The sequence below is a fragment of the Stenotrophomonas sp. TWI1151 genome (assembly GCF_039673135.1).
GTDB lineage: Bacteria > Pseudomonadota > Gammaproteobacteria > Xanthomonadales > Xanthomonadaceae > Stenotrophomonas.
In genome coordinates, this window is record NZ_JBDJLA010000002.1 from 374,572 (window position 1) to 394,369 (window position 19,798).

The window sequence follows — 19,798 nt, forward strand, 5'->3', positions numbered from 1 at the left end:
CCCTGCCATCACCATCACCTCCCTGCGTCCCTTGCTAACCTGATCGGCAGACGTTCACGGGAAGACGCAATGCGCGGACTCGATTTCAGCTCCTGGCAGGCCATGCTCTCGACCCTGGTCGGCCTGGCGGTCATCACCCTGATCGGTGTCGGCATCCGGCTGCTGGTCATGCAGACCATGCAGCAGCGCCGCGAGCGTGAGAATCGCCAGATCAACGAGCGTCTGCGCACGCTGATCGCGGCTTACAAAGTCCTCGGCGGATCGTTCACCGGCACGCTCGATGTCGATCCACGTCATCGCCGCGATTTCCGCGCGCTGCCCGAGGGGAGCGAAGAAGGCGATGCGCTGCATCTGCCGGCGGAGGCCGAGAGCGGTGGCGAGCGTGCGCGTCGGATCCGTGATGCAGTGGAAGCGGCCCTGTCGGACATCGTGCTGCTGGGCACGGATGAGCAGGTGCGCCTGGCTGCGCACGCCGCCAACGAGATGGCCCAGGGCCGCGTCGTTCCTACGGCCGACCTGGTGGTGTCGCTGCGCGACTTCATCCGTCAGGCACTGGACCTGGATCCGATTCCAACCACGGTTGCCATCCCGCGCCAGGGTCCGGCACGACCTTCGGCCGGTGCGAAGGGCAAGGGCGATGCGGGTGACAAGGGTGGCGGTAAAGGCGGCGGTGGCGGTGGTATGGGAGGAATGGGAGGAATGGGCGGTGGTGCCATGGGGGGCGGGCCGGACGATACCGATACCCACCGCTGAGCGGCCCGCATCACCTCATGGCAAAGCCGCCGCCCCGATCCGGTACGGTGGCGGCGTCGCACCCATCAGATGGGTGACGAAGTAATCCCACATCCGGCGCATGTAGTAATCATCGTTGCGGAACAGTTCGTGGTCCTGGTTGGGCAGGTACAGCAGATCGTAGTCCTTGTTGGCCAGCGTGAGGGCGCGCGCCAGCTGCAGGGTCAGGGCCGGCATCGCGTTCTCGTCCAGGTCGCCGTAGACCAGCATCAGCCGGCCCTGCAGGCGGTCGGCCAGGGCATCGTTGGCCAGCGGCTGGAACAGCGCGGGCACCGCATCCGGTTGTGCGCGCACCGCGGTACCGTCGGCATAGACCGGCTGGCCGCCGACCAGGCGGTCCATGCCGTGGATCGCGCCACCGTACATGCCCTGGAAGCTGTGGCTGCCGGCCGAAGCCACCCCGACCTTGTAGAACGCCGGATGGCGCAGCAGGGCACGCGCCGCGCTGTAGCCGCCGAAGGAATGCCCGTAGATGCCGACCCGTGTCAGGTCCATGCCCCGATAGCGTTTGGCCAGGTCCCCGATCGCTGCGACGTGATCATCCAGCTGCAGATCGGCTGCGGTCAGGAAGCTGGCATCGTGGAAGGCCTTGGAGCGTCCGGGCGTGCCGCGCGCATCGATGCTCACCACCACGAAGCCGAGCTGGGCCAGGCTGGCGCGCGCGACCGGATTCATCGTCGCGGTGGCCTCGACGAAACCGACCGGCGCATTGGTGATGTGCGGTCCGCCGTACATCGCATCGATGACCGGATGACGTCCGTCCTCGCGGTAGCCGGGCGGCAGATAGACCGTGGCCTGCAGTTCGGTGTGGCCATCGGCGGCGAGGACGCTCACCCGTTGCGGGGGCGTCCAGCCGGCGGCCTGCACCGCGTGGGCGTCGGCGCGTTCCAGTTCCAGTACGGCACGGCCATCGCTGGTGGCGCGCAGCACGCTGACCGGCACCTGGTCCACCCGCGAGTAGCTGTCGACCACGTAAGCCGCGGAGGGCGACAGCAGGTGGGAGGGCCGCCCGCCCATGAGCACGCCGGTTCCGCCATCGATCGCATGATCGGCTGCCTCCGGTGTGAGCAGGACCGGGGCGCCACCGTCCAGCGACACGCGGTACAGGCGCCGCTGATAGGGATCGCCCGGCTCGCGCCCGCCGGCGGTGAACAGCACCTGGCGACGCACCTCATCGACGCCGACCACATCGCGCACCAGCCATGCGCCCTTCGTCAGCTGACGCACGACACGTCCATCGCGGCGATCGACCAGGTACAGATGGCCCCAGCCATCGCGCTGCGAGAACCAGACGATGCCATCGTCGTGCTGCAGGACGTGCACCGCCGGCCGGTTGTAGGGATAGCTGTTGAGCTGCACGCGGGTATCGCTGCGCTCTTCCCGCACGGTACGCACGCTGCCGGTGCGGACATCCACCTCGACCAGGCGCAGCCGTGCGGGGGGGTCATAGCGCACGATCGCCGTATAGACCTTGCCGGCATCGGCCGACCAGCCCAGCACGCCGGCTTCGGTCAACGTGTGCCAGCCCTCGGGAACGGCGATGCTGCGTGTGCCGCCCTCCATCTCGGTGACGAACCAGGTATCGCGGACCTGCTCGGCGTCGCCCAGCAGGCCCAGGCGCACTTCATGCACGACCGGGCGGAACCCGGTGGTCGGCGCGGTCGCCAGGTAGGGATAGGGCAGGACCTGACGTTCGTCGTAGCGCACGCCGAACAGGCGCTGGCCGTCCGGCGACCAGGTGACCGCGAACGGCGGCATCTGCATCCGGCCTTCCCGCCGCGGAATACCGCGCAATGCAAAATCGGGCAGTACCCCATAGCCGTACGAGGGCTCGCCATCCACGGTGAGCGCCCGTCGTTCACCGTCGGTACCGCGCCGCAGCCAGAGGTTGTCCTGCTCGACCCGCACGCTGTGCCGACCGTCCGGCGCAGGCAGGTCGCGCGGGTCGGCGACCGGTAACGCGTGCATCTCGCACGGCATCGGCAGCGTGCACATCACCACCCGCTGTGGGTCCACGCGCAGCGTGATCCGCACTCCATCGCCGCTAAGGGCGACGCGGTCCACCTGCTGCATCACCGCGCCTGGATCGGCGACCCCGGCAACCTGCAGTGCCGCCTGCATGACGTCCTGGTCAAACAGCGCCGTGCGCGTGGAGGCCGCCGGATCGACCAGCAGGTAGCGGGTGCGGCCATCGTGCTCCTGGCGCGCATACCAGAAGCGGCCGTCCTCCAGCCAGCGCGGCGCGACGGTGGCATTGCGGACCTTGCCGCGCAGCCGCTGGTCGAGCACACGTTCGGCGCGCTGGTACTGCATCAGGCCCGGCGCGTCGGCGTGGGCCGACGGGCTGGCGGTCGCGGTGACCGCCAGCCCCAGGAAGAGCAGAAAGTGAAACATTCCCGAACGTGCTGCGGCCATGCGTCTCGCTCCCTGATGACGGTCGCCTGGCAGGCAGCATCGTCATCATGGCGCGTGCTCCCTGTCAGCCTGGAGCACCGAGCATGCCGGTGCCCCAGCGCGCACTCAAGCGGCGCTGCCGCAGCGGCTGTACCCCTCTTGGCCCCCGCTCACTGCTTCAGTTCCACCACCGGCACGAAGCCGCCGTAGATCATCCGCTTGCCGTCGAACGGCATCGGATTGTTCTCCGGGTTCATCCGCGGGTCCTCCATCATCTTCTGCATGCCGGCATCGCGCGTGGCCTTGTCCGGCCATTCGATCCAGGAGAACAACACGGCCTCATCGTCCTTGGCCGCCACCGCACGATGGAAGTCGGTCTGCTTGCCATGCGGGACATCGTCGCCCCAGCACTCCACCACGCGCAGCGCGCCATGCTCGATGCAGATCGCATCGCCCATGTGGGCGTGTTCCAGGAATTTCGCTTTGTTCGCGTTCGGCACGGCAAGTACAAAACCATCGATATAGGCCATGGCAGTGCTCCAGATGACGCGCCGGGATGGGCGCCTTCATGACATACGACGAACCGGGAGACGGAACCTCGACACTGCGCGCGGTGGCCTTTGCGGCCGGTGAATGTGTCCAGGCAGGACACGAGGTGAACAGATTCAGCATTCAATCGGACATTTTCGGCCGCCTTCGGGACAAAGGTCAGAAAACTCTGAGTCATTGTGCGGAACATCCTGATAGGCGCGCTGACGTATTCAGCACATGATGGGGTTGCCGGGCAGGACGCCCCACGGCGCCCTGCGGTCCAACGCCCCACGGCACGGACCTCGGTGCATCCAGGAGGATGGACGCGTTAGCCGATAACTCCCCAAGAGCGGCTTCCCCAGCGCGTGACGCCCCGAAAGGGCACCGTCGTGACCAGAATCCTTTCCGGCTTGCCCGCCGCGACTCCCTGCCTGACGGCTCCGCGTGATCATCCCGCCAGGCCGCACTCACGCCGTCATCGCCTGAAAAAAGCCACGCGCGTATGCCAGAGCGCGTCTGAACGCCGCCCCAAAATTCACTTTTGTGGACGCGGTCAACTTCAGGGCGGGTTGTGTCGAATAACGGAGAATTTACATTCCCGATGCAGTCCGGCCTCCATGCCGGGTGCAAGTAGTCCAAGACATAAAGGTGTACCCCCATGAAGACTTCGTTGATTGCTCTGGCCCTGGCCGCCGCCCTCCCGTTCACCGCTTCGGCGGCTGAAGGCCTGTCCTACAACTACGCTGAAGCCGACTACGTCAAGACCGACGCAGATGGCGGCAAGGCCGATGGTTGGGGCGTGAAGGGTTCCTATGCCTTCCTGCCGAACTTCCACGCCTTCGGTGAGTACAACCAGCAGAAGACCGACATCGGCAACTTCAAGGTTGACCAGTGGCGCGTCGGCGTCGGCTACAACCAGGAAATCGGCAACAGCACCGACTTCGTGGGCCGCGTTGCCTACAACAAGTTCGACCCGAAGGAAGGCCTGGACTTCAACGGCTACAGCGCTGAAGCCGGTATCCGTACCGCGTTCGGCCAGCACGCCGAAGTCTATGCCATGGCCGGCTACGAGGATTACAGCAAGAAGCACGGCGTCAATCCGGATGGCCAGTTCTACGGCCGCCTGGGTGGCCAGGTGAAGTTGAACCAGAACTGGGGCATCAACGGCGACATCAAGATGGATCGCCACGGTGACAAGGAATGGTCGGTCGGCCCGCGCTTCAGCTGGTAATTCCAGCGTGACCGCATCGCCACGTGCCTGATCGGCGTGGCAGGAAAGGCCCGGCATCGCCGGGCCTTTTTCGTGGGCGCTATCCAGGCACGGGGCCCGAGAGATAATGAGTCACTTCCATGGAGATGCCCGATGTCCCCATCCACCGATCTGCAGCAGCCTCGCCTCGGCTGTGGTGCCGTCATCCAGCGCGCCGACGGCGCGATCCTGCTGGTCCAGCGCGGGCGTCCGCCTGAGCAGGGGCATTGGGGGTTGCCGGGGGGCAAGGTCGATTGGATGGAAACCGTCGAACACGCGGTGATCCGTGAGGTGGAGGAGGAAACCGCACTTCAGGTGACGGTGGAGCGTCTGTTGTGCGTGGTCGATCATTTCGAGCCGGCGCTTGGCCAGCACTGGGTCGCCCCGGTGTATCTGGTGCGGGCGCAGGACACCACGATCGCGTCCGTGCAGGAGCCCGAGGCACTGCTCGGGCTGGGGTGGTTCACCGCGGATGCACTGCCCGCGCCGCTGACGCTCTCTACGCGCAAGGCCCTGGAACACCTCTCGATCGCGCACTGAGTCCTCGCGCGCAGGGCGCTCAGCGTCGTGCGGCGGCCCCATCGCCGCGCGCCACGGCCTCCACTTCAGCCAGGCTGGTGACAGCGCAGTCGCCCGCCGTGGACATCGCCAGCGCGCCATGCGCGGCGCCCAGCTCCACCGCTGCCTGCTCGCCCTTGCCGCTGAGCAGGGCATGCACCACGCCGGCCACGAAGGCGTCGCCACCGCCGACACGGTCGAGCAGGTCTACTTCGCGTGCGGCGGAGACATACAGTTGCGACCGGGTGCGCAGCGCACCGGCCCAGCCGTGGCGGGCGGCGTTGGCGGCGTCGCGCAGCGTGAACGCCACCGCCTGCAGCGCCGGGAACTGCGTCATCGCGCGCACGGCGGCTGCCTCGGCCGGACCGACATCCATCGGTGTGTGGCGGCGACCGAGATCGCTCAGGTCCATGCCCAGGCATGCGGCGAACGAATACTCATCGCCGATCAACAGGTCGCACTCGGCCGCGATGGCGCAGTTGGCGTGACGCGCGGCATCCGGGTCGGGATGGCTGTTCCAGAGGCTGGCGCGGTAGTTGAGATCGTAGGAGACCGCCACGCCGTGCCGGCGCGCGGCCCGCACCGCGGTGATCGCAGTCTGCGCGCTGTGCTCGGACAGCGCGGCGAAGATCCCCCCGGTGTGCAGCCAGCGCACGCCGTGCTGCCCGAACAGCGCATCCCAGTCGAACGCCGCCGGCTGCAGCTGCGAGGCCGCCGAGTACGCGCGATCGGACATACCCAGCGGCGCACGCACCCCGAAGCCGCGCTCGGTGAAGTTCAGGCCCATCCGGGTGTTGCGGCCGATGCCATCGTAGTCGCGCCACACGATCTGGCTGGCATCCACCCCGCCGGCCTGGATCAGCTGCTGGGCCAGCAGACCCAGCTCGTTGCGCGGCAGGGCGGTGAGGACCCCGGTGCGATGGGCGAAGGTGCTGCACAGGCCGCGGGCGACGTTGTACTCGCCACCGCCCTCCCACACGGTGAACTGGCGCGCGCTGCGGATCCGGCCTTCGCCGGGATCGAAGCGCAGCATCACCTCCCCCAGTGCCAGCGCGTCCCAGCGCTGGCCGTTGTCGGCCGCAACCTGGAAGGTCTGGGCACTCATCGCGCCGGGCAGCCGAGCAGCGCCAGATCGATGCCCTCGGCCATGCGCCGGTAGCCCTCGTCGTTGGGATGCAGGTGGTCGCGGGTGATGTCCTCGGGCAGGTTCTCCGGGTGGGACGGATCGCGCAGGATCTGGTCGAAGTCGATCAGGCCATCGAAGCCGCTGCGGCCGCCGCGCATCCAGGCGTTGAGCGTGGTGCGGGTGGCGGCCGCGATCGGCTCGTAGCGGTCCGAACCACCGAACGGCGTGATCGTGGCGGCAATCGGGCGGATGTCGTTGCTGTGCAGGCGTTCGGCGATCTGCCGGTAGCCCAGCACCATGTCCTCGGCGTTGCGGCCGGCCACGGGTGGGGTGCCGCCGTCGTGGCGGATGTCGTTGATGCCTTCGAACAGGATCACGCGGTCCACGTTCGGCAGTGCGATCACGTCGCGGTCCAGCCGCGCCAGCGCGCTGTGGCTGCGGCCGTGATCCATCACCTTGTTGCCGCTGATGCCGGCGTTGACCACCACGACCTGGTCCGGGCACGCCTGCTGCAGACGGGCCGACAGCAGTGCCGGCCAGTCGCCGTTGCTGCCGCGGGTGGCGGTGGCGCCTTCGGTGATCGAGTCGCCCAGGGCGACCACCACCACCGGCTTGCTGGCGCGTTCGGCGAGCACGGCGGAGACCACGTTCTGCCGGTAGGCGAGTTTGACCGCGTCGCCGACCGCAGCAGCGCGACCCTCGGCGATGCGCAGCGCGGTGCGGCGCACGGCCGGGCGGGTAGCCTCGGGGAAATACAGGGTGAGCGAGACGTCGGCCAGCGCCGGCGCGGTGATCGCGACCGGGTCGCTGAGCAGCGCAGCGCCAACCGGCACCACGATCTCGCCACGCCCATTGAAGGTGACCGGCCTGGCCGCCGTGGCGGTGCCGGTGAGGTGGGCCGAGGCCCCGCCGATATGCAGCGGGGCCTGGCCGAGTTCATTGCTGATGCGGAAGCGCAGGGCGCGGGCCGAGCTGCCCAGGCGCATGTCCTGGCGCACGGTCTGGTTCGCGAACTGCACCGGGGCCTCGGGGGTGCCATCAAGACGGTCCGGCGCCGGCGAGGCGGTCCAGGCCGGCACCCAGACCTGGGCCTGGGCGGGCAGCGCCGCGGCGCTGGTGGCAAGTGCAAGAGAGAATGCAGTGATCCAGCGCAGCATGGCGGCCCTCCCAGGCGGTCAGCGGGTCAATCAGGAGAAGTAGGTGCCGCCATTGACGTCGACGTTGGCACCGGTGATGAAACCGGCTGCATCCGAGGCCAGGTACACCGCGGTATCGGCGGCTTCCTGCGGTCGGCCCTGGCGGCGCAGCGGCGTATTGCCGGCCACCGCGGTGCGCACTTCCGGCTTGGTGAATTCATCATGGAAGCGGGTGGCGATCATGCCGCAGCACAGCGCATTGACGCGGATGCCGCGCGGGCCCAGTTCCTTGGCCATGGCGCGGGTGAAGGTCATCACTGCAGCCTTGGCCGTGGCGTAGATCGCCGCGCCCGGTCCACCGCCATCGCGCCCGGCCTGCGAGGCGAAGTTCACGATCGCGCCGCCTTCGGGCATGTGCGGCACCACCGCATGCGTGGTCAGGTAGACCGAGCTCATGTTGAGGTCCATCACCTTGTGGAAGAACGCCTCGTCGATCTCGGCCAGCGGACGGCGCTGGACCATGCCACCGGCGACGTTCACCAGCACATCGATCTGCGGGCCGAACGCAGCCTGGGTCGCAGCGACCATCGCGGCCACGGCCTTGGCATCGGTGACATCGGCGCGATGCACGATCGCGGTGCCGCCGGCGGCTTCAACCTGCTTGAGGGTCTCCTGCGCGCTGGCCTCATCGTTGGCGTAGTTGATGCAGACCTTGGCACCGGCCGCGGCCAGCTTGAGCGAGATCTCGCGGCCGATGTCACGGCCGCCACCGGTGACGATGGCCACCTTGTCCTTGAATTGGGTCATGAAACACTCCTGTGATGCGTTGGGGGAAAGGGAAGAAGAGGGCTCAGCGGCGCTCGACCGGGCCGTGGATTTTTTCCACGCGACCGGTGACCAGCCACAGCGCCAGCAGGGAGGCCGGCACCAGGGCCGCCACCAGGATGAAAATGGGTGCGTAGGATTCGTGGGTCATCGCCGGCACCAGCCAGGTGGTGATCAGCGTGCCGGCCACCGCGGCCATGCCGCCCAGGCCGGCGACCGAGCCGACCGATTTGCCACTGAAGATGTCGCCGGGCAGGGTCTGGATGTTGCCGATGGCGATCTGGAAGCCGAACAGCACGAAGGCGATGGTCACCACGGCCCAGACCGGATCGGTGGCCAGCACCGCGCCCAGCAGCGCCGGGGCCATGATCGCGCCGCCCAGGGTGATCACCACCTTGCGGGCCTTGTCCACGCTCCAGCCCGCGCCGATCAGGCGCCCGGACAACCAGCCGCCGCCGAGGCTGCCGATCATCGCGCCGACATACGGCACCCAGGCGAAGATGCCGATCTGCTTGATGTCGAAGCCGAAGGTGTCGGCCAGGTAGAGCGGCAGCCAGGACACGAACAGCCACCAGATCGGGTCCAGGAAGAACCGCGAGATCAGGATGCCCCAGGTCTGCCGATGGCCCAGCAGCTGGCGCATGCTGGGCACGTACTCGGGGACCGGCACGGCCGGTTGTTCGGTGGGCGCATCCAGGATCAACGCGCGCTCGGCGGCGCTCACCCACGGGTGCTTGTCCGGGCCGGCGCGGTAGATGATCAGCCACGGCAGCAGCCAGATGAAGCCGATCGCACCGATCAGGATGAAGGTGCCGCGCCAGCCCAGCCACAGGAAAAGCACTGCGATCAGCGGTGCCGACACGATCGCCCCGATCGACGCGCCCGCATTGAACACGCCCTGCGCCAGCGCCCGCTCACGCGCCGGGAACCACTCGGCATTGGCCTTGACCGCGCCCGGCCACGCGCCGGCTTCGCTGATGCCGAGCATGGCGCGCACGATGCTGAAGGACAGTATGGAGTGGGTGACCGAGTGCAGCGCGATCGAGATCGACCACACCGCGATCGACAGCGCAAAGCCCAGCCGCGTGCCGATGATGTCGAACAGGCGGCCGAACACGAACTGGCCGGCGGCATAGAACAGCATGAAGACCGTGACCAGCAGCGCGTAGTCTTCCTTGGTCGCGCCGACGTCCTTGGAAATCTGCGGCCACATCACGGCCAGGGCGTTGCGGTCGATGTAGTTGATCACCGTGGCAATGGCGATCAGTGCCACGATCAGCCAACGGACATAGGTGCGGGCCTGGGTGGTGACCTTCATTTGCCGTCCTTGCCGGTGCGGGTGCCGGTATCGAAGCGCTTCCAGCCACCGTCCCAGCGCCAGCTGTGGCCGCCGCCGCTCACTTCATGCGATCCGCCCTTGGCCGGGTCATCGGCGATGCCCACGGCGAGCTGCTTGCCGCCGGCCAGGTCGAGCACCAGCACGTCTGCATCCTTGCCGCGGTAGTGGGTGAGGCGGTCGATGCGGCTGTTGGCGCCCCGCACGGTTTCGGCGGTGCCGTCGTACTGGCCGTGCGGTTCGAGCACGCCGTAGAACGTGGTGGCAGCCTGCCCATCCACCCGCTGCAGCAGCATCGGCTCACGGCGCAGGTTGAACGAGGGATCATTCGCGCCGCTCTCGCCGATCAACGCACGTGAGGGCGCGGTGCTGGCGAAACGGTAGGTATAGAAGCGGCCGTCCAGCAGCCAGGTCAGGCTGCGTGCGTCGCGGGTCGGCTCGCTCGCCGCATCGATCCAGACGTGCTGGTAACCGTTGGCCTTGCCCAGCACCGGACGTGCGGCGAGCGCGGACTGGCTCTTGAAGCCCACGTCCATGATGTGACCGTTGAAGTGCAGCGGCAGGTCATAGCGCGCGGCCTTGCTGCCGGTGACGCGCAGCAGATCCAGTACCACCGGCTCGCCCAGCGAGGGGTGCGAGAGCAGCGCCTGGGTACGGGTGAAGCTGACCCCGTCGTAGGCACCCTCCATCCGTGCCGAAGCGATCTGGGTATCGTCACTGACCGCGAACAGCAGCGGCGTCGGTGCCAGTGGCTGGCCCTTCTTCCAGTCGCCGCCGAAGTGGCTCTGTTCGTTCACCACCAGCGTGTTGTGCGCGATGGTCTGCCGGGCCCAGCTGCTGTTCTCCGGCAGGTAGATGCCACCGGCCTTCGCCTCGATGTTGAGGAAGCGCGCCGCGCCGTAATCGGTGACCACGCGCTGGCCGTTGTCGTAGAACAACCAGTTGAGCTTGTCGAAGTGGCCGTGGCCCATGCCCTGCTTGGTGTTCTTCATCACCAGCGCCTGGCCGTTCTCGCCCCCCATGCGCAGGATCGCCAGTGCGCCTTCGGTGCCGTCCGGGCCATCGCGCAGCAGGGTCGGTACGAAGGCAAACGGCTTGGCCTTGTTCTCCGCCAGCGCCTGGGCCACCTGCAGGCCTTCGGGCGAGAGCAGCACGCGCTTCTGTGTTTTGGCGACCGACAGCAGGCGTGCATCACCGGTCTGCGCGTAGGCGATATCGATGCCGGCCACCAGTTCCTCGGTGTCCAGGCCCTTGTCGAGAATGGCGTCGTTGATCGGGAAGAAGTAGCCGCCGTAGCTGCTCTGCACCAGCGCATCGACCGCCTTGAGCAGCACGCCGTCGCGGCGCTTGAAGATGCCGCGTTGCGGTTCGTTGCGCTCGATGGCGTTGGCGAACAGGATGAATGGGGCCAGTGCATAGCGCTGGTAGTACGGGCCTTCTTCGTAATACCCGTCCGGCGAGAACAGCTGATCAACCTGTTTCAGGAAGCCGGCACTGCCATCGCGCTTGCTGCCCTGCAACGCCTTGTCGACGTAGTTGGTGTCGCGCAGCACGTAGCCGGTCATGCCCACCGCAGCGACCGCCCAGGTGGCGTGGTTGTGGATCTTGTCGAAGTTCTCCGGCGTGTCGGACAGGAAGTCGGCCATCGCGCGGAACACGTTGTCGTCGATCGTCTTGCGGTCGGCGTCACTGAGCGTGTCGCGGATCGCGTCGTAGCCCTGCGCCGCGCTGACCAGCCACACCGAATCGTTGAGGGTCTGCCAGAACAGCCGGCCGGGAATCTGGCCGCGGCCCTGCGGGTGCGCGCCCAGGCCCGGGTAGAGCTTGGCGTAGCCCAGCAGCAGGTCGCGGGCGAAGGTGGCATAGGCCTTGTCGCCGGTCAGCCGATACAGCGCGCCGGCGGCCTGGATGGCCTGGTAATTGCGCTTGTGCTGTTCGTGCGTGTAACCGCCGCCCTTGTCCTTGGGCACCGGCACGTCGATGCCGGCCTTCATCATCGCGCGCACGCGCTGTTCGGCACGCTGCTGTTCCTTGGCGAACAGTGGCGAGCGCGCACCCTCGGCACGCATCTGCGTCCACTGCGCGGCGGTGACCAGCACCGGTGCGGTGGCGGACGCCGCGGGCGCCTGCCGGGCGGCGGGTGCGGCCTGCGCAGCGGGCAACGCGGCCCCGCCAAGCGTGGCGGCGAGCAGCAGCATCAGGGGCGGGGCGTGATTCATGGCAGGGCCTCAACAGGGGTATCGGACAGCAACGGCGCGGTGGCCGTCAGCGGGTTGTCGCCCATGCGCAGGGTCGGTTCCCCGACGCGATGGCTGAAACGGATGCGGCCGCTGTGGTCGAAGCGGTTGTCGCGGATGCTGGCGAACTGCACGCCATGCAGGCGCAGGCTGGTGTCATCGGCCAGCCCTGCCTGCTCGAACTGGTTGCCGTGCACCTGCAGCGCCGGACCGAAGGTGCTTTCGTCGGTGCCGCCGCGATACAGGTTCACCACCGGCCCGCCGATGCGGCGGAACGTGGAGTCCAGCAGATCCACCTGCTCGGCGTTGTAGGTGCCCAGGTCATCGGTCTCGGCGGCCGCGGCGATCACGCTGCCGGTGATGTCCTCCACCGTGACGTGGGTCAGTGCGATCCGCGCGGCCAGTCTGCCCTTGCCGGTGGCGATCACATCGAAGGCCTTGTTGGCGGTCAGCCCGTGTACGCGGCTGTCCTCGATGCGCAGCGTGTAGTTGAAGGCCTGGCTGCCCGGCGGCACGCGGATCACCGCATTGCCGGCGGCATCCGGGGCGAGCGCGCCGTCGATATCCAGCCGCGCCAGGCGCAACGAACCGCGCGCGCCGATCTCGAACAGGCTCGGCCGCGAGAACTGCACGCTGGCCTGGCCACGTGCGGGGCCGACCACGCTGAGCGGATGGTCCACCGCCAGCACCTGGCTCACGGTGTAGCGGCCGCGCTGCAGCTGCAGCCGGTCGCCCGGGGCGCTGGCGGCCACGGCGGCGGTGAGGGTGTCCTCGCCCGGTGCGACCCTGCGCACCGCGCCGCTGTCCAAGGCGGTGGTCGGCAGCGTCTTGGGGTACCAGTCCACGCCGACCTGGTCGCGGGCAATCGGGGTCAGATCGCGCGGGGCACCGGCATCGATGGCGGCGGTGGGGTAGAGCAGGCCGTTGGCCGCGCGCTGCAGGGTCAGGGTCTGGCCGCTGACACCACCAGGAAAGCCGGCAGACGCGGCAGGGCTCTGCACATTGCCCGCGAAGCTGATGCCGGAGAGATCGCCCTGCGTGCGCAGCAGCTCGCGGTGTCCATCGCCGATGAACAGGTTGCCGGCGATGCGGCTGTTCACTGGCATCGCGTTGCGCTCCTCATCCAGCCCCGCGCCCAGCAACAGCGTGCCGACCTGGATGAAGCTGTTGCGTTCGATCACCGCGTGATCGATCTGCTCGTAGCGGTTCAACGGCGCGTTGTGGGTACCGGCCATCACGCTCAAGGCCGCGGCGAAATTGTCGCCGGCGATGCCTTCGAAGTAGTTGTCGCGCACCGTCTGGTTGCGATTGATCACGCGCACGCCGCCGGTATGCGCCTTGCCATGGCCGAGGAACACATTGCGTTCGACCCGGTTGCCATGGCCGTGACGCAGCACCAGTGAGCCGCGCGAGTCCTGGAAGACGTTGCCGCGGTAAGTGTTGCCGCCGGACTTGTTGGAGACGATCTCCACCTCGCCATCGCACTGCTCGAACCAGTTGTTCTCCACCACGGTGCGCGAATCGGACTGCGAATCGTGGCTGGTGCCGATGCGCATCGTCTCGCCGCCGTTGGAACCGAGGTTGGGGCGCGGGCCGAACCAGTTGTGGTCGATGCGGTGCTGGTTGTCCAGGCCGCTGGTGGCGTTGCGCACCACCACCAGGGTGGTGCCCGCATTGGTCTTGCCGACCAGCTGGTTGTGGTCGAAGCGGTTGTGCTGGCCGTACAGCGCCACCCAGTGATCGGACTGCTGGCGATCCGGCTTGTTGTAGCGGTCGATCACGATCCCGGTCACCCGGCTGTGGTTGGCCCACTCACTGGCTGACCGCCGGAACGACACCACTTCGCCACCCGGCGCCCAACCATCGCGGAAGACGAGGTTGGAGACCTCCAGGTGCTCACCGGCCAGACGCAGCTGGGACTGGCCGCTGAGAATCACCTTGCCGGGGGTCTGCGCCGTCAACTTAATTGGTTGACCAATTTTGCCGGTTCCCCGGAAAAGCAGGTCCACGTCGCGCCAGACGCCGTCCGCCAGGATCACCGTATCGCCGGGGGCGAGGGCGTGTACGGCGGTGGCATAGGCAGCAGCGTCGCGCACCAGATAATCGGCCGCCACGGCAGGGAATGCCGCCAGGGACAGGCTCAACAGCAAGGCCTTGGCCATGGGACGCCGCGCCAACGGCGCATGCGAGTGTTGCAAAGTCACGGGCTTACCCTCCCAGATGAACCGTGGCGACTGACGCGAGCCACGATCCTAACAGGTTGCCGTGCGCGGACGTCAACCACAATCGCATACCACTTTAGGCGCATGTGGTATGTGATTTGCGCATTTTTCTGCTGCGTCCGCACATTAATTCCACGCAAAGTGGTCTGGACGGTAGTGCGGGGTAGACTTTAGTACCAATTCATTGACATTGGTTCATCAGTCGTGAATCTTCCGGATCGAATCCGTGTAATCGGACGATCCATCCTGGGAGGGAGATCACGATGTTGCATGACCGCCGTACGGCCTCACCACGAGGCCTCCGCCGCACCGCGCTGCACAGCGCGCTGTTCTATGCCCTGTGTGCCACCGCGGCCCTGCCGCTGGCCCACGCACAGGACGCCGATGCACCGGCCTCGCCGCCGGGGCAAGCCACCACGCTGGATCAGGTCCAGGTGACCGGCATCCGCGGCACCATCCAGACCTCGATCGACAAGAAGCGCGAGGAGACCGTGGTCTCCGATGTGCTGGCCGCCGACGACATCGGTGATCTGCCGGCGCTGTCGATCGGTGAAGCGATCGAAACGATCACTGGTGCCTCCACCCACCGCGAAAAGGGCGGTGCGTCGGAAATCTCGATCCGTGGCCTGGGCCCGTTCCTCGGTTCGTCCACCTTCAATGGCCGCGAGGCCACCAACGGCAGTGGCGACCGCTCGGTGAACTTCAACCAGTTCCCGTCCGAGCTGATCAACACTGTGGCGATCTACAAGACCCAGCGCGCCGACTTCGTCGAAGGTGGCGTGGCGGGCACGATCAACATGGAGACGGTCAAACCACTGGAGTACGGCAAGCGCACGTTCCAGCTCGATGGCCGGGGCACCTGGCAGGACTACGATGACCGTCTGAAGGACAAGGACGGCGTCGGCTGGCGCGGTACCGCCAGCTACATCGACCAGTTCGACATGGGCAACGCCGGCAAGCTCGGTGTCTCCATCGGCGTGCAGGCGCTGGAAGGCAGCAACCCGGAAGAGATGTTCTCCAGCAGCTCCACCTGGGTGGCCTGCGATGGCCGTGAAGTGGTTGGCGCAACGCGCAACTGCACCCAGGTCAACGGCAACCAGGTCGCCAACGGCGTGCCGTATTACCTGGTGCCCAGCAGCCGCATCTACCGCCAGTTCATCGAGCACGACAAGCGCGATTCGCAGTTCGCCGCACTCCAGTGGCGGCCCAGCGATACGGTGGAAGTGAACCTTGATTACCAGCACTCCAAGCGCGATTACACCGAAGACCGCTCGGATCTGTCGCTGTCCTCGATGATGCGCAACCTCAACAACCGCGTCGTCACCGACGATGGCGCGCTGCTGCACCACACCGGCAGCACCACGGTCGATTCCACCGGCAATTTCCTGGAGCGCCAGGAGGAATACACCGGCGGCGGGCTCAACGTGATCTTCCGGCCGAGCCCGGCGTGGACGCTGTCCACCGATCTGTCCTACTCCAACACCGAGCGCGATCAGATCGAACGCAGCACCCGCCTGCGTGCCGGCCGCACCGACGTCAACGGCAGGCCGGTCGGCGGCATCAAGAACACCCGCTACGTCGATTACACCTATGACTACAGCGGTGATGTGCCGAGCATTTACCTGGATCCGGCGTTCGATGTGAACAACCCGGACAACTTCACCGATTCGGCGCTGGTGCGTCGACGTCAGCAGCACCGCGAGCACACCATCCGTGCCGGCCGCTTCGATGCCACGTTCACCCCGGAAAGCGGCTTCTTCACCGCGATCAAGGGGGGCCTGCGCCGCTCCGAGGCGACCTACACCGATTACACCGACACCGTGGATGTCACCACCACCAATGTCGCCGCGATCCGCGCTGCCAACCTGGCCTGCCGCCAGGCGTTCCCGCAGGACGATTTCCTGGCCAACGCCAGTGGCAACACCATCGACCAGTGGGCCAGCTTCGACAGCCGCTGCCTGTTCAAGGCCTTCACCGGCGTGGACGACACCGGGCTGAGCGCGGACCTGCGCAACCCGGCCAACAACGATGTCACCGAGAAAACCAGCGCGCTGTACCTGATGGGCGATTACAGCGCCGAATGGTTCGGCCTGCCGGTGACCGGCAACATCGGCGTGCGGGGTGTGCGCACCGAGGTGCGCTCGGTCGGGCTGCGCAGCGGCCTGGATGTGATCAACAATCCCGACGGCACCGTGACCCTGGAGCCCACCGGCGATTACACCTCGCAGGTGCTCAAGTCCAGCAATACCGAATGGCTGCCCAGCTTCAACGCGGCCTTCGAACTGCGCCCGGACCTGCTGCTGCGCGTGGGCGCGTATCGGGCGATGTCGCGTCCGGACCTGGCCGCTGAAGGCTTTGGCCGCACCTTCAACCTGGGCGAGGTGGATACCGAGTTCAACAGCGTGGGCGACGCGCTGCGCAGCATCACCGCCACCGGCAACCCGCGCGCCAAGCCGTTGATGTCGTGGAACGGCGACCTCTCGCTGGAGTGGTATGCCAACGAAGACACCATGTTGTCCGGTGCGCTGTACTACAAGCAGTTCAACGGCGGCTCGATGCCGGTGATCGTCAACGAATCGTTCGATATCGACGGCCAGAGCGTGACCGTGCCGGTGGAGCAGTTGGCCACCAGCGACCAGAAGAGCGATCTGTTCGGCGTGGAGTTCACCGCCTCGCACAGTTTCTCCTACCTGCCGGGGATCTTCTCCGGGCTGGGCGTGAAGGCCAGCTACAACTACGCCGATTCCAACTTCAAGACCGAAGACCTGCGCCTGGGCGAGTCCACCGACCCCTCGACCGGCGTGGTGACCCCGGGTATCGTCGAGCCGGCCAATATCTTCGGGTTGTCCAAGCATGTGGCGTCGGCACAGGTGTACTGGGGCCTGGGCAAGCTCGATCTGCAGGCGATCTACAAGTACCGCTCCGACTATTACCAGCAGTTTGTCGGCGACCCGTCGCAGAACCGCTATGTGCGGGACAATGGCTCGCTGGACTTCCGCGCCACCTACAAAGTGAACAAGCACTTGTCGTTGTCGCTGTCGGCCAGCAACCTCACCGATGAGCCGCGGGTGTCGGATATGCCCATCCTCGGCAGCTTCCGCGAGTACACCACGTACGGGCGGCGGTATTATCTGGGGGTGCGCTACCGCTTCTGAGGTCAGTGGCGCGGTTTTTCCGACCGCGCCGCTCTCTGAAGGCGCGGTCGCGTGTCGGTCCCCAGCCACCTGTCAGCAGGCCTTTGATGATGTCCGAACCCCGTCTGTACCAGTCCATTGCTGCCGAAATCGTCGCGCTGATCGAGAAGGGCGAATTCCCGCCGGGCTCGCGCCTGCCGGGCGAGCGCGACCTGGCCGAACGCCTGGGCGTGAGCCGGGTGACGGTGCGCGAGGCGGAAATCGCGCTGGAAGCGCAGGGCCTGATCACCATCAAGACCGGCTCCGGCGTTTACGTGAAGACCAAGCCGTCGCAGGCGCCGGGCGCACTGCCCGACGTCTCGGCGTTCGACCTGACCGCGGCACGTGCGGTGATCGAGGCCGAGGCCGCCGCGATGGCGGCCAGCCGCATCACCGATGCCGAACTGGAGGACCTGGCCGGCCTGATCGCGGCCATGGTCGACCCGAATTCGGGCGAGGCGGCGGCCAGCGAGGCGGATCGTCAGTTCCACCTGTCGATCGCGCGGATCGCCGGCAACCCGGTGGTGGAGCACTGCGTGCAGCTGATCTGGCGGATGCGCAACGAGCTGCCGCGGGTCAAGCAGGTCTACGCCAACGTCTGCCACAACGACGATGACACCCGCGACGAGGAACACACCCGGATTCTGGATGCACTGCGCCAACGCGACCCGGCAGCGGCGCGGTCGGCCATGCGCAACCACTTCCAGCGGCTGTTCGAATCGATGCTGGAAGCCACCGAGAATGAAGCGCTGGCCGAAATCCGCCGGCGTACCCAGCAGGACCGCGAACGCTTCATGGCCGCGACCGGGCACTGAGCCCGGCGCGTACCCGCGGGCTTACTCGCCCTGGTACTGCTTTTCTTCGACCAGCTGCGAGCCGGCGATGCGGTTGATCTCGTTCTTCACTTTGACCCGCTCGCCATTGGTGCCATAGACACCGCGCGCCAGCTGGATGAAGGCATCGTCGAACACCTGCGCTGCTTCCTTGTCGCGCAGCTGATCCTGGATCTCCCACATGCGCTCGTTGATTGCCTTGAGCTGCGTCTTCAACGCCTCCAGCCCCGGCTGGGCGCTTACCTGCTGCTGCCACAGCGGCCACAGGCCCTCGAGTTCCTTGCGGACGTTGGCGTTCTTGCCCGCATCGGCGATGCGTTCGGCCTTGATTTCCAGGATGGTGATCTTGTCGATCAGCTCGCCAATCGATACCGGGGTCAGGATCGCGTCCACGCCATTACTCGCAACAGGTCAGAGCGGCCATGATACCGCGCACCTCCGGGCACCACCCTGACGCAGGATTTACAGAAACGTTGCGCCGATCGCCCGGGTACGCCATGGCGGCGTTACGCCCCGCCTGACGACACTGTCGCTCTCGACGGCGCGGCCGTCATCTGGAGCAGGGCACGTGGTGGGTAAACCTTTGAAACAGCGCCTGCGCTGCGGCGCGGTGCTGGTGGGGCTGGTCATGAGTGGTGCGGCCGCGGCCGCGGTGGAGGGCAATGCGACGCTGACCTCGGACTACGTCTGGCGCGGCAGCTCCCAGAGCGACGGCGATCCGGCCGCGCAGGCCGGCGTGAAGCTCGGTACGGCCACCGGCTGGTATGCCTCGGCGTGGGGCTCGGGCGTCTCGTTCCGCCCGGACAACGGCGCGCGCAGCGAATTCGATCTCATCGCCGGCTGGAGCGGCGCGGTGACGCCGGACTGGAGCGTGGACGTCAATCTGACCCGCTACCTGTATCCCTCGACCACCGTCGATCTGGACTGGACCGAGCTCAACGGCACGGTGACCTGGCGGCAACGCGCGTGGCTGCAGGTCGGCGTCTCCGACAACGCGTTGGCCGGTGGCCACGGCGGCACCTATGCGCAGCTCGGCGCGCGTCTGCCGCTGGGCGGGCAGTGGCGCATCGAGGGCGCGGTGGGCCATTACTGGCTGGACAGCGCGCAGGCCGAGGATTACCTGCACGGCCAGCTCAGCCTGGTGTGGCGGGTGCACGGGCCGTGGGAGCTGCGGGTGACCGGGCATGACACCGACGGTGCCGCGAAACAGCTGTTCCCGGGCAACGCGGGATCGCGCGTCGAGGTCGCGGTACAAACCGCCTTCTAACGTAGCGTCAACCCGGGTAGAGCCGACCGTTGGTCGGCTGCTCCAGGCGGTAGAGCCGACCCGTGGGGGGGGGCCCCACGGGGCGCGCCAATAAGCCCCCCCACCGGGCGCGCAAACCG

At 67.1% G+C, this 19,798-nt stretch carries 15 protein-coding genes; 6 read left to right on the forward strand and 9 right to left on the reverse strand.

What is annotated here, in order from left to right:
- Nucleotides 1-69 precede the first annotated feature (69 nt).
- The gene (locus ABE422_RS05795) at nt 70-753 is read left to right on the forward strand and encodes a hypothetical protein (RefSeq protein WP_313219924.1); all 684 of its coding nucleotides are present in this window, start codon (nt 70-72) and stop codon (nt 751-753) included.
- Between the two features lie 15 nt (nt 754-768).
- On the opposite strand, the gene ABE422_RS05800 is transcribed toward ABE422_RS05795, so the two are convergent.
- Both ABE422_RS05800 and ABE422_RS05805 read right to left on the reverse strand, forming a co-directional pair.
- Nucleotides 769-3,186: a DPP IV N-terminal domain-containing protein gene (locus ABE422_RS05800; RefSeq protein ID WP_346482637.1), complete on the reverse strand. Its 2,418-nt coding sequence runs from the start codon at nt 3,184-3,186 to the stop codon at nt 769-771.
- A 170-nt stretch (nt 3,187-3,356) separates the two neighbouring features.
- On the reverse strand, nt 3,357-3,716 hold the full coding sequence (locus tag ABE422_RS05805) for a DUF1428 domain-containing protein (RefSeq protein ID WP_313208823.1): 360 nt from the start codon (nt 3,714-3,716) through the stop codon (nt 3,357-3,359).
- A gap of 659 nt (nt 3,717-4,375) precedes the next feature.
- Here ABE422_RS05805 and ABE422_RS05810 point away from each other — a divergent pair.
- Together ABE422_RS05810 and ABE422_RS05815 are read left to right on the forward strand one after the other, a co-directional pair.
- Nucleotides 4,376-4,948: an Ax21 family protein gene (locus tag ABE422_RS05810; protein ID WP_121044142.1), complete on the forward strand. Its 573-nt coding sequence runs from the start codon at nt 4,376-4,378 to the stop codon at nt 4,946-4,948.
- 132 nt (nt 4,949-5,080) lie between these two features.
- Nucleotides 5,081-5,506, forward strand: coding sequence for an NUDIX domain-containing protein (locus tag ABE422_RS05815; RefSeq protein ID WP_313208822.1), 426 nt, complete (start codon nt 5,081-5,083; stop codon nt 5,504-5,506).
- Nucleotides 5,507-5,525: 19 nt separating this feature from the next.
- Here the strand turns inward: ABE422_RS05815 and ABE422_RS05820 are convergent, their stop codons facing one another.
- From ABE422_RS05820 to ABE422_RS05845, 6 genes are read right to left on the reverse strand one after another with little or no spacing between them, the layout of a single operon-like run.
- Nucleotides 5,526-6,629: a sugar kinase gene (locus ABE422_RS05820; RefSeq protein ID WP_313208821.1), complete on the reverse strand. Its 1,104-nt coding sequence runs from the start codon at nt 6,627-6,629 to the stop codon at nt 5,526-5,528.
- Complete coding sequence (locus ABE422_RS05825; RefSeq protein WP_346482638.1) at nt 6,626-7,807, reverse strand: GDSL-type esterase/lipase family protein; 1,182 nt, start codon at nt 7,805-7,807, stop codon at nt 6,626-6,628. Before ABE422_RS05825 ends, ABE422_RS05820 begins: the two co-directional genes overlap by 4 nt.
- Before the next feature lie 30 nt (nt 7,808-7,837).
- Entirely contained in the window at nt 7,838-8,593 is a 756-nt protein-coding gene (locus ABE422_RS05830; protein ID WP_019185567.1) for a glucose 1-dehydrogenase, read from the reverse strand.
- A 43-nt stretch (nt 8,594-8,636) separates the two neighbouring features.
- Nucleotides 8,637-9,929 (reverse strand): MFS transporter, encoded by a 1,293-nt coding sequence (locus tag ABE422_RS05835; protein ID WP_313208819.1) that lies wholly within the window; start codon nt 9,927-9,929, stop codon nt 8,637-8,639.
- Entirely contained in the window at nt 9,926-12,166 is a 2,241-nt protein-coding gene (locus ABE422_RS05840) for an oligoalginate lyase (RefSeq protein ID WP_346471471.1), read from the reverse strand. Before ABE422_RS05840 ends, ABE422_RS05835 begins: the two co-directional genes overlap by 4 nt.
- Complete coding sequence (locus tag ABE422_RS05845) at nt 12,163-14,388, reverse strand: polysaccharide lyase 6 family protein (protein WP_346482639.1); 2,226 nt, start codon at nt 14,386-14,388, stop codon at nt 12,163-12,165. The genes ABE422_RS05840 and ABE422_RS05845 overlap by 4 nt, the downstream gene beginning before the upstream one ends.
- 281 nt (nt 14,389-14,669) lie before the next feature.
- Between ABE422_RS05845 and ABE422_RS05850 the strand changes: the two genes are divergently transcribed.
- Both ABE422_RS05850 and ABE422_RS05855 read left to right on the forward strand, forming a co-directional pair.
- Nucleotides 14,670-17,561 carry a TonB-dependent receptor gene (locus ABE422_RS05850; protein WP_313208816.1) on the forward strand — a complete coding sequence of 964 codons (2,892 nt, stop codon included), beginning with the start codon at nt 14,670-14,672 and terminating at the stop codon, nt 17,559-17,561.
- An 89-nt stretch (nt 17,562-17,650) separates the two neighbouring features.
- A complete protein-coding gene (locus tag ABE422_RS05855; protein WP_346482640.1) occupies nt 17,651-18,394 on the forward strand; it encodes a FadR/GntR family transcriptional regulator in 744 nt (247 codons plus the stop codon).
- Between the two features lie 21 nt (nt 18,395-18,415).
- On the opposite strand, the gene ABE422_RS05860 is transcribed toward ABE422_RS05855, so the two are convergent.
- Entirely contained in the window at nt 18,416-18,805 is a 390-nt protein-coding gene (locus tag ABE422_RS05860) for a DUF6165 family protein (RefSeq protein WP_259260470.1), read from the reverse strand.
- Between the two features lie 235 nt (nt 18,806-19,040).
- Between ABE422_RS05860 and ABE422_RS05865 the strand changes: the two genes are divergently transcribed.
- The gene (locus ABE422_RS05865; protein WP_346466244.1) at nt 19,041-19,679 is read left to right on the forward strand and encodes a TorF family putative porin; all 639 of its coding nucleotides are present in this window, start codon (nt 19,041-19,043) and stop codon (nt 19,677-19,679) included.
- Nucleotides 19,680-19,798: the final 119 nt, after the last annotated feature.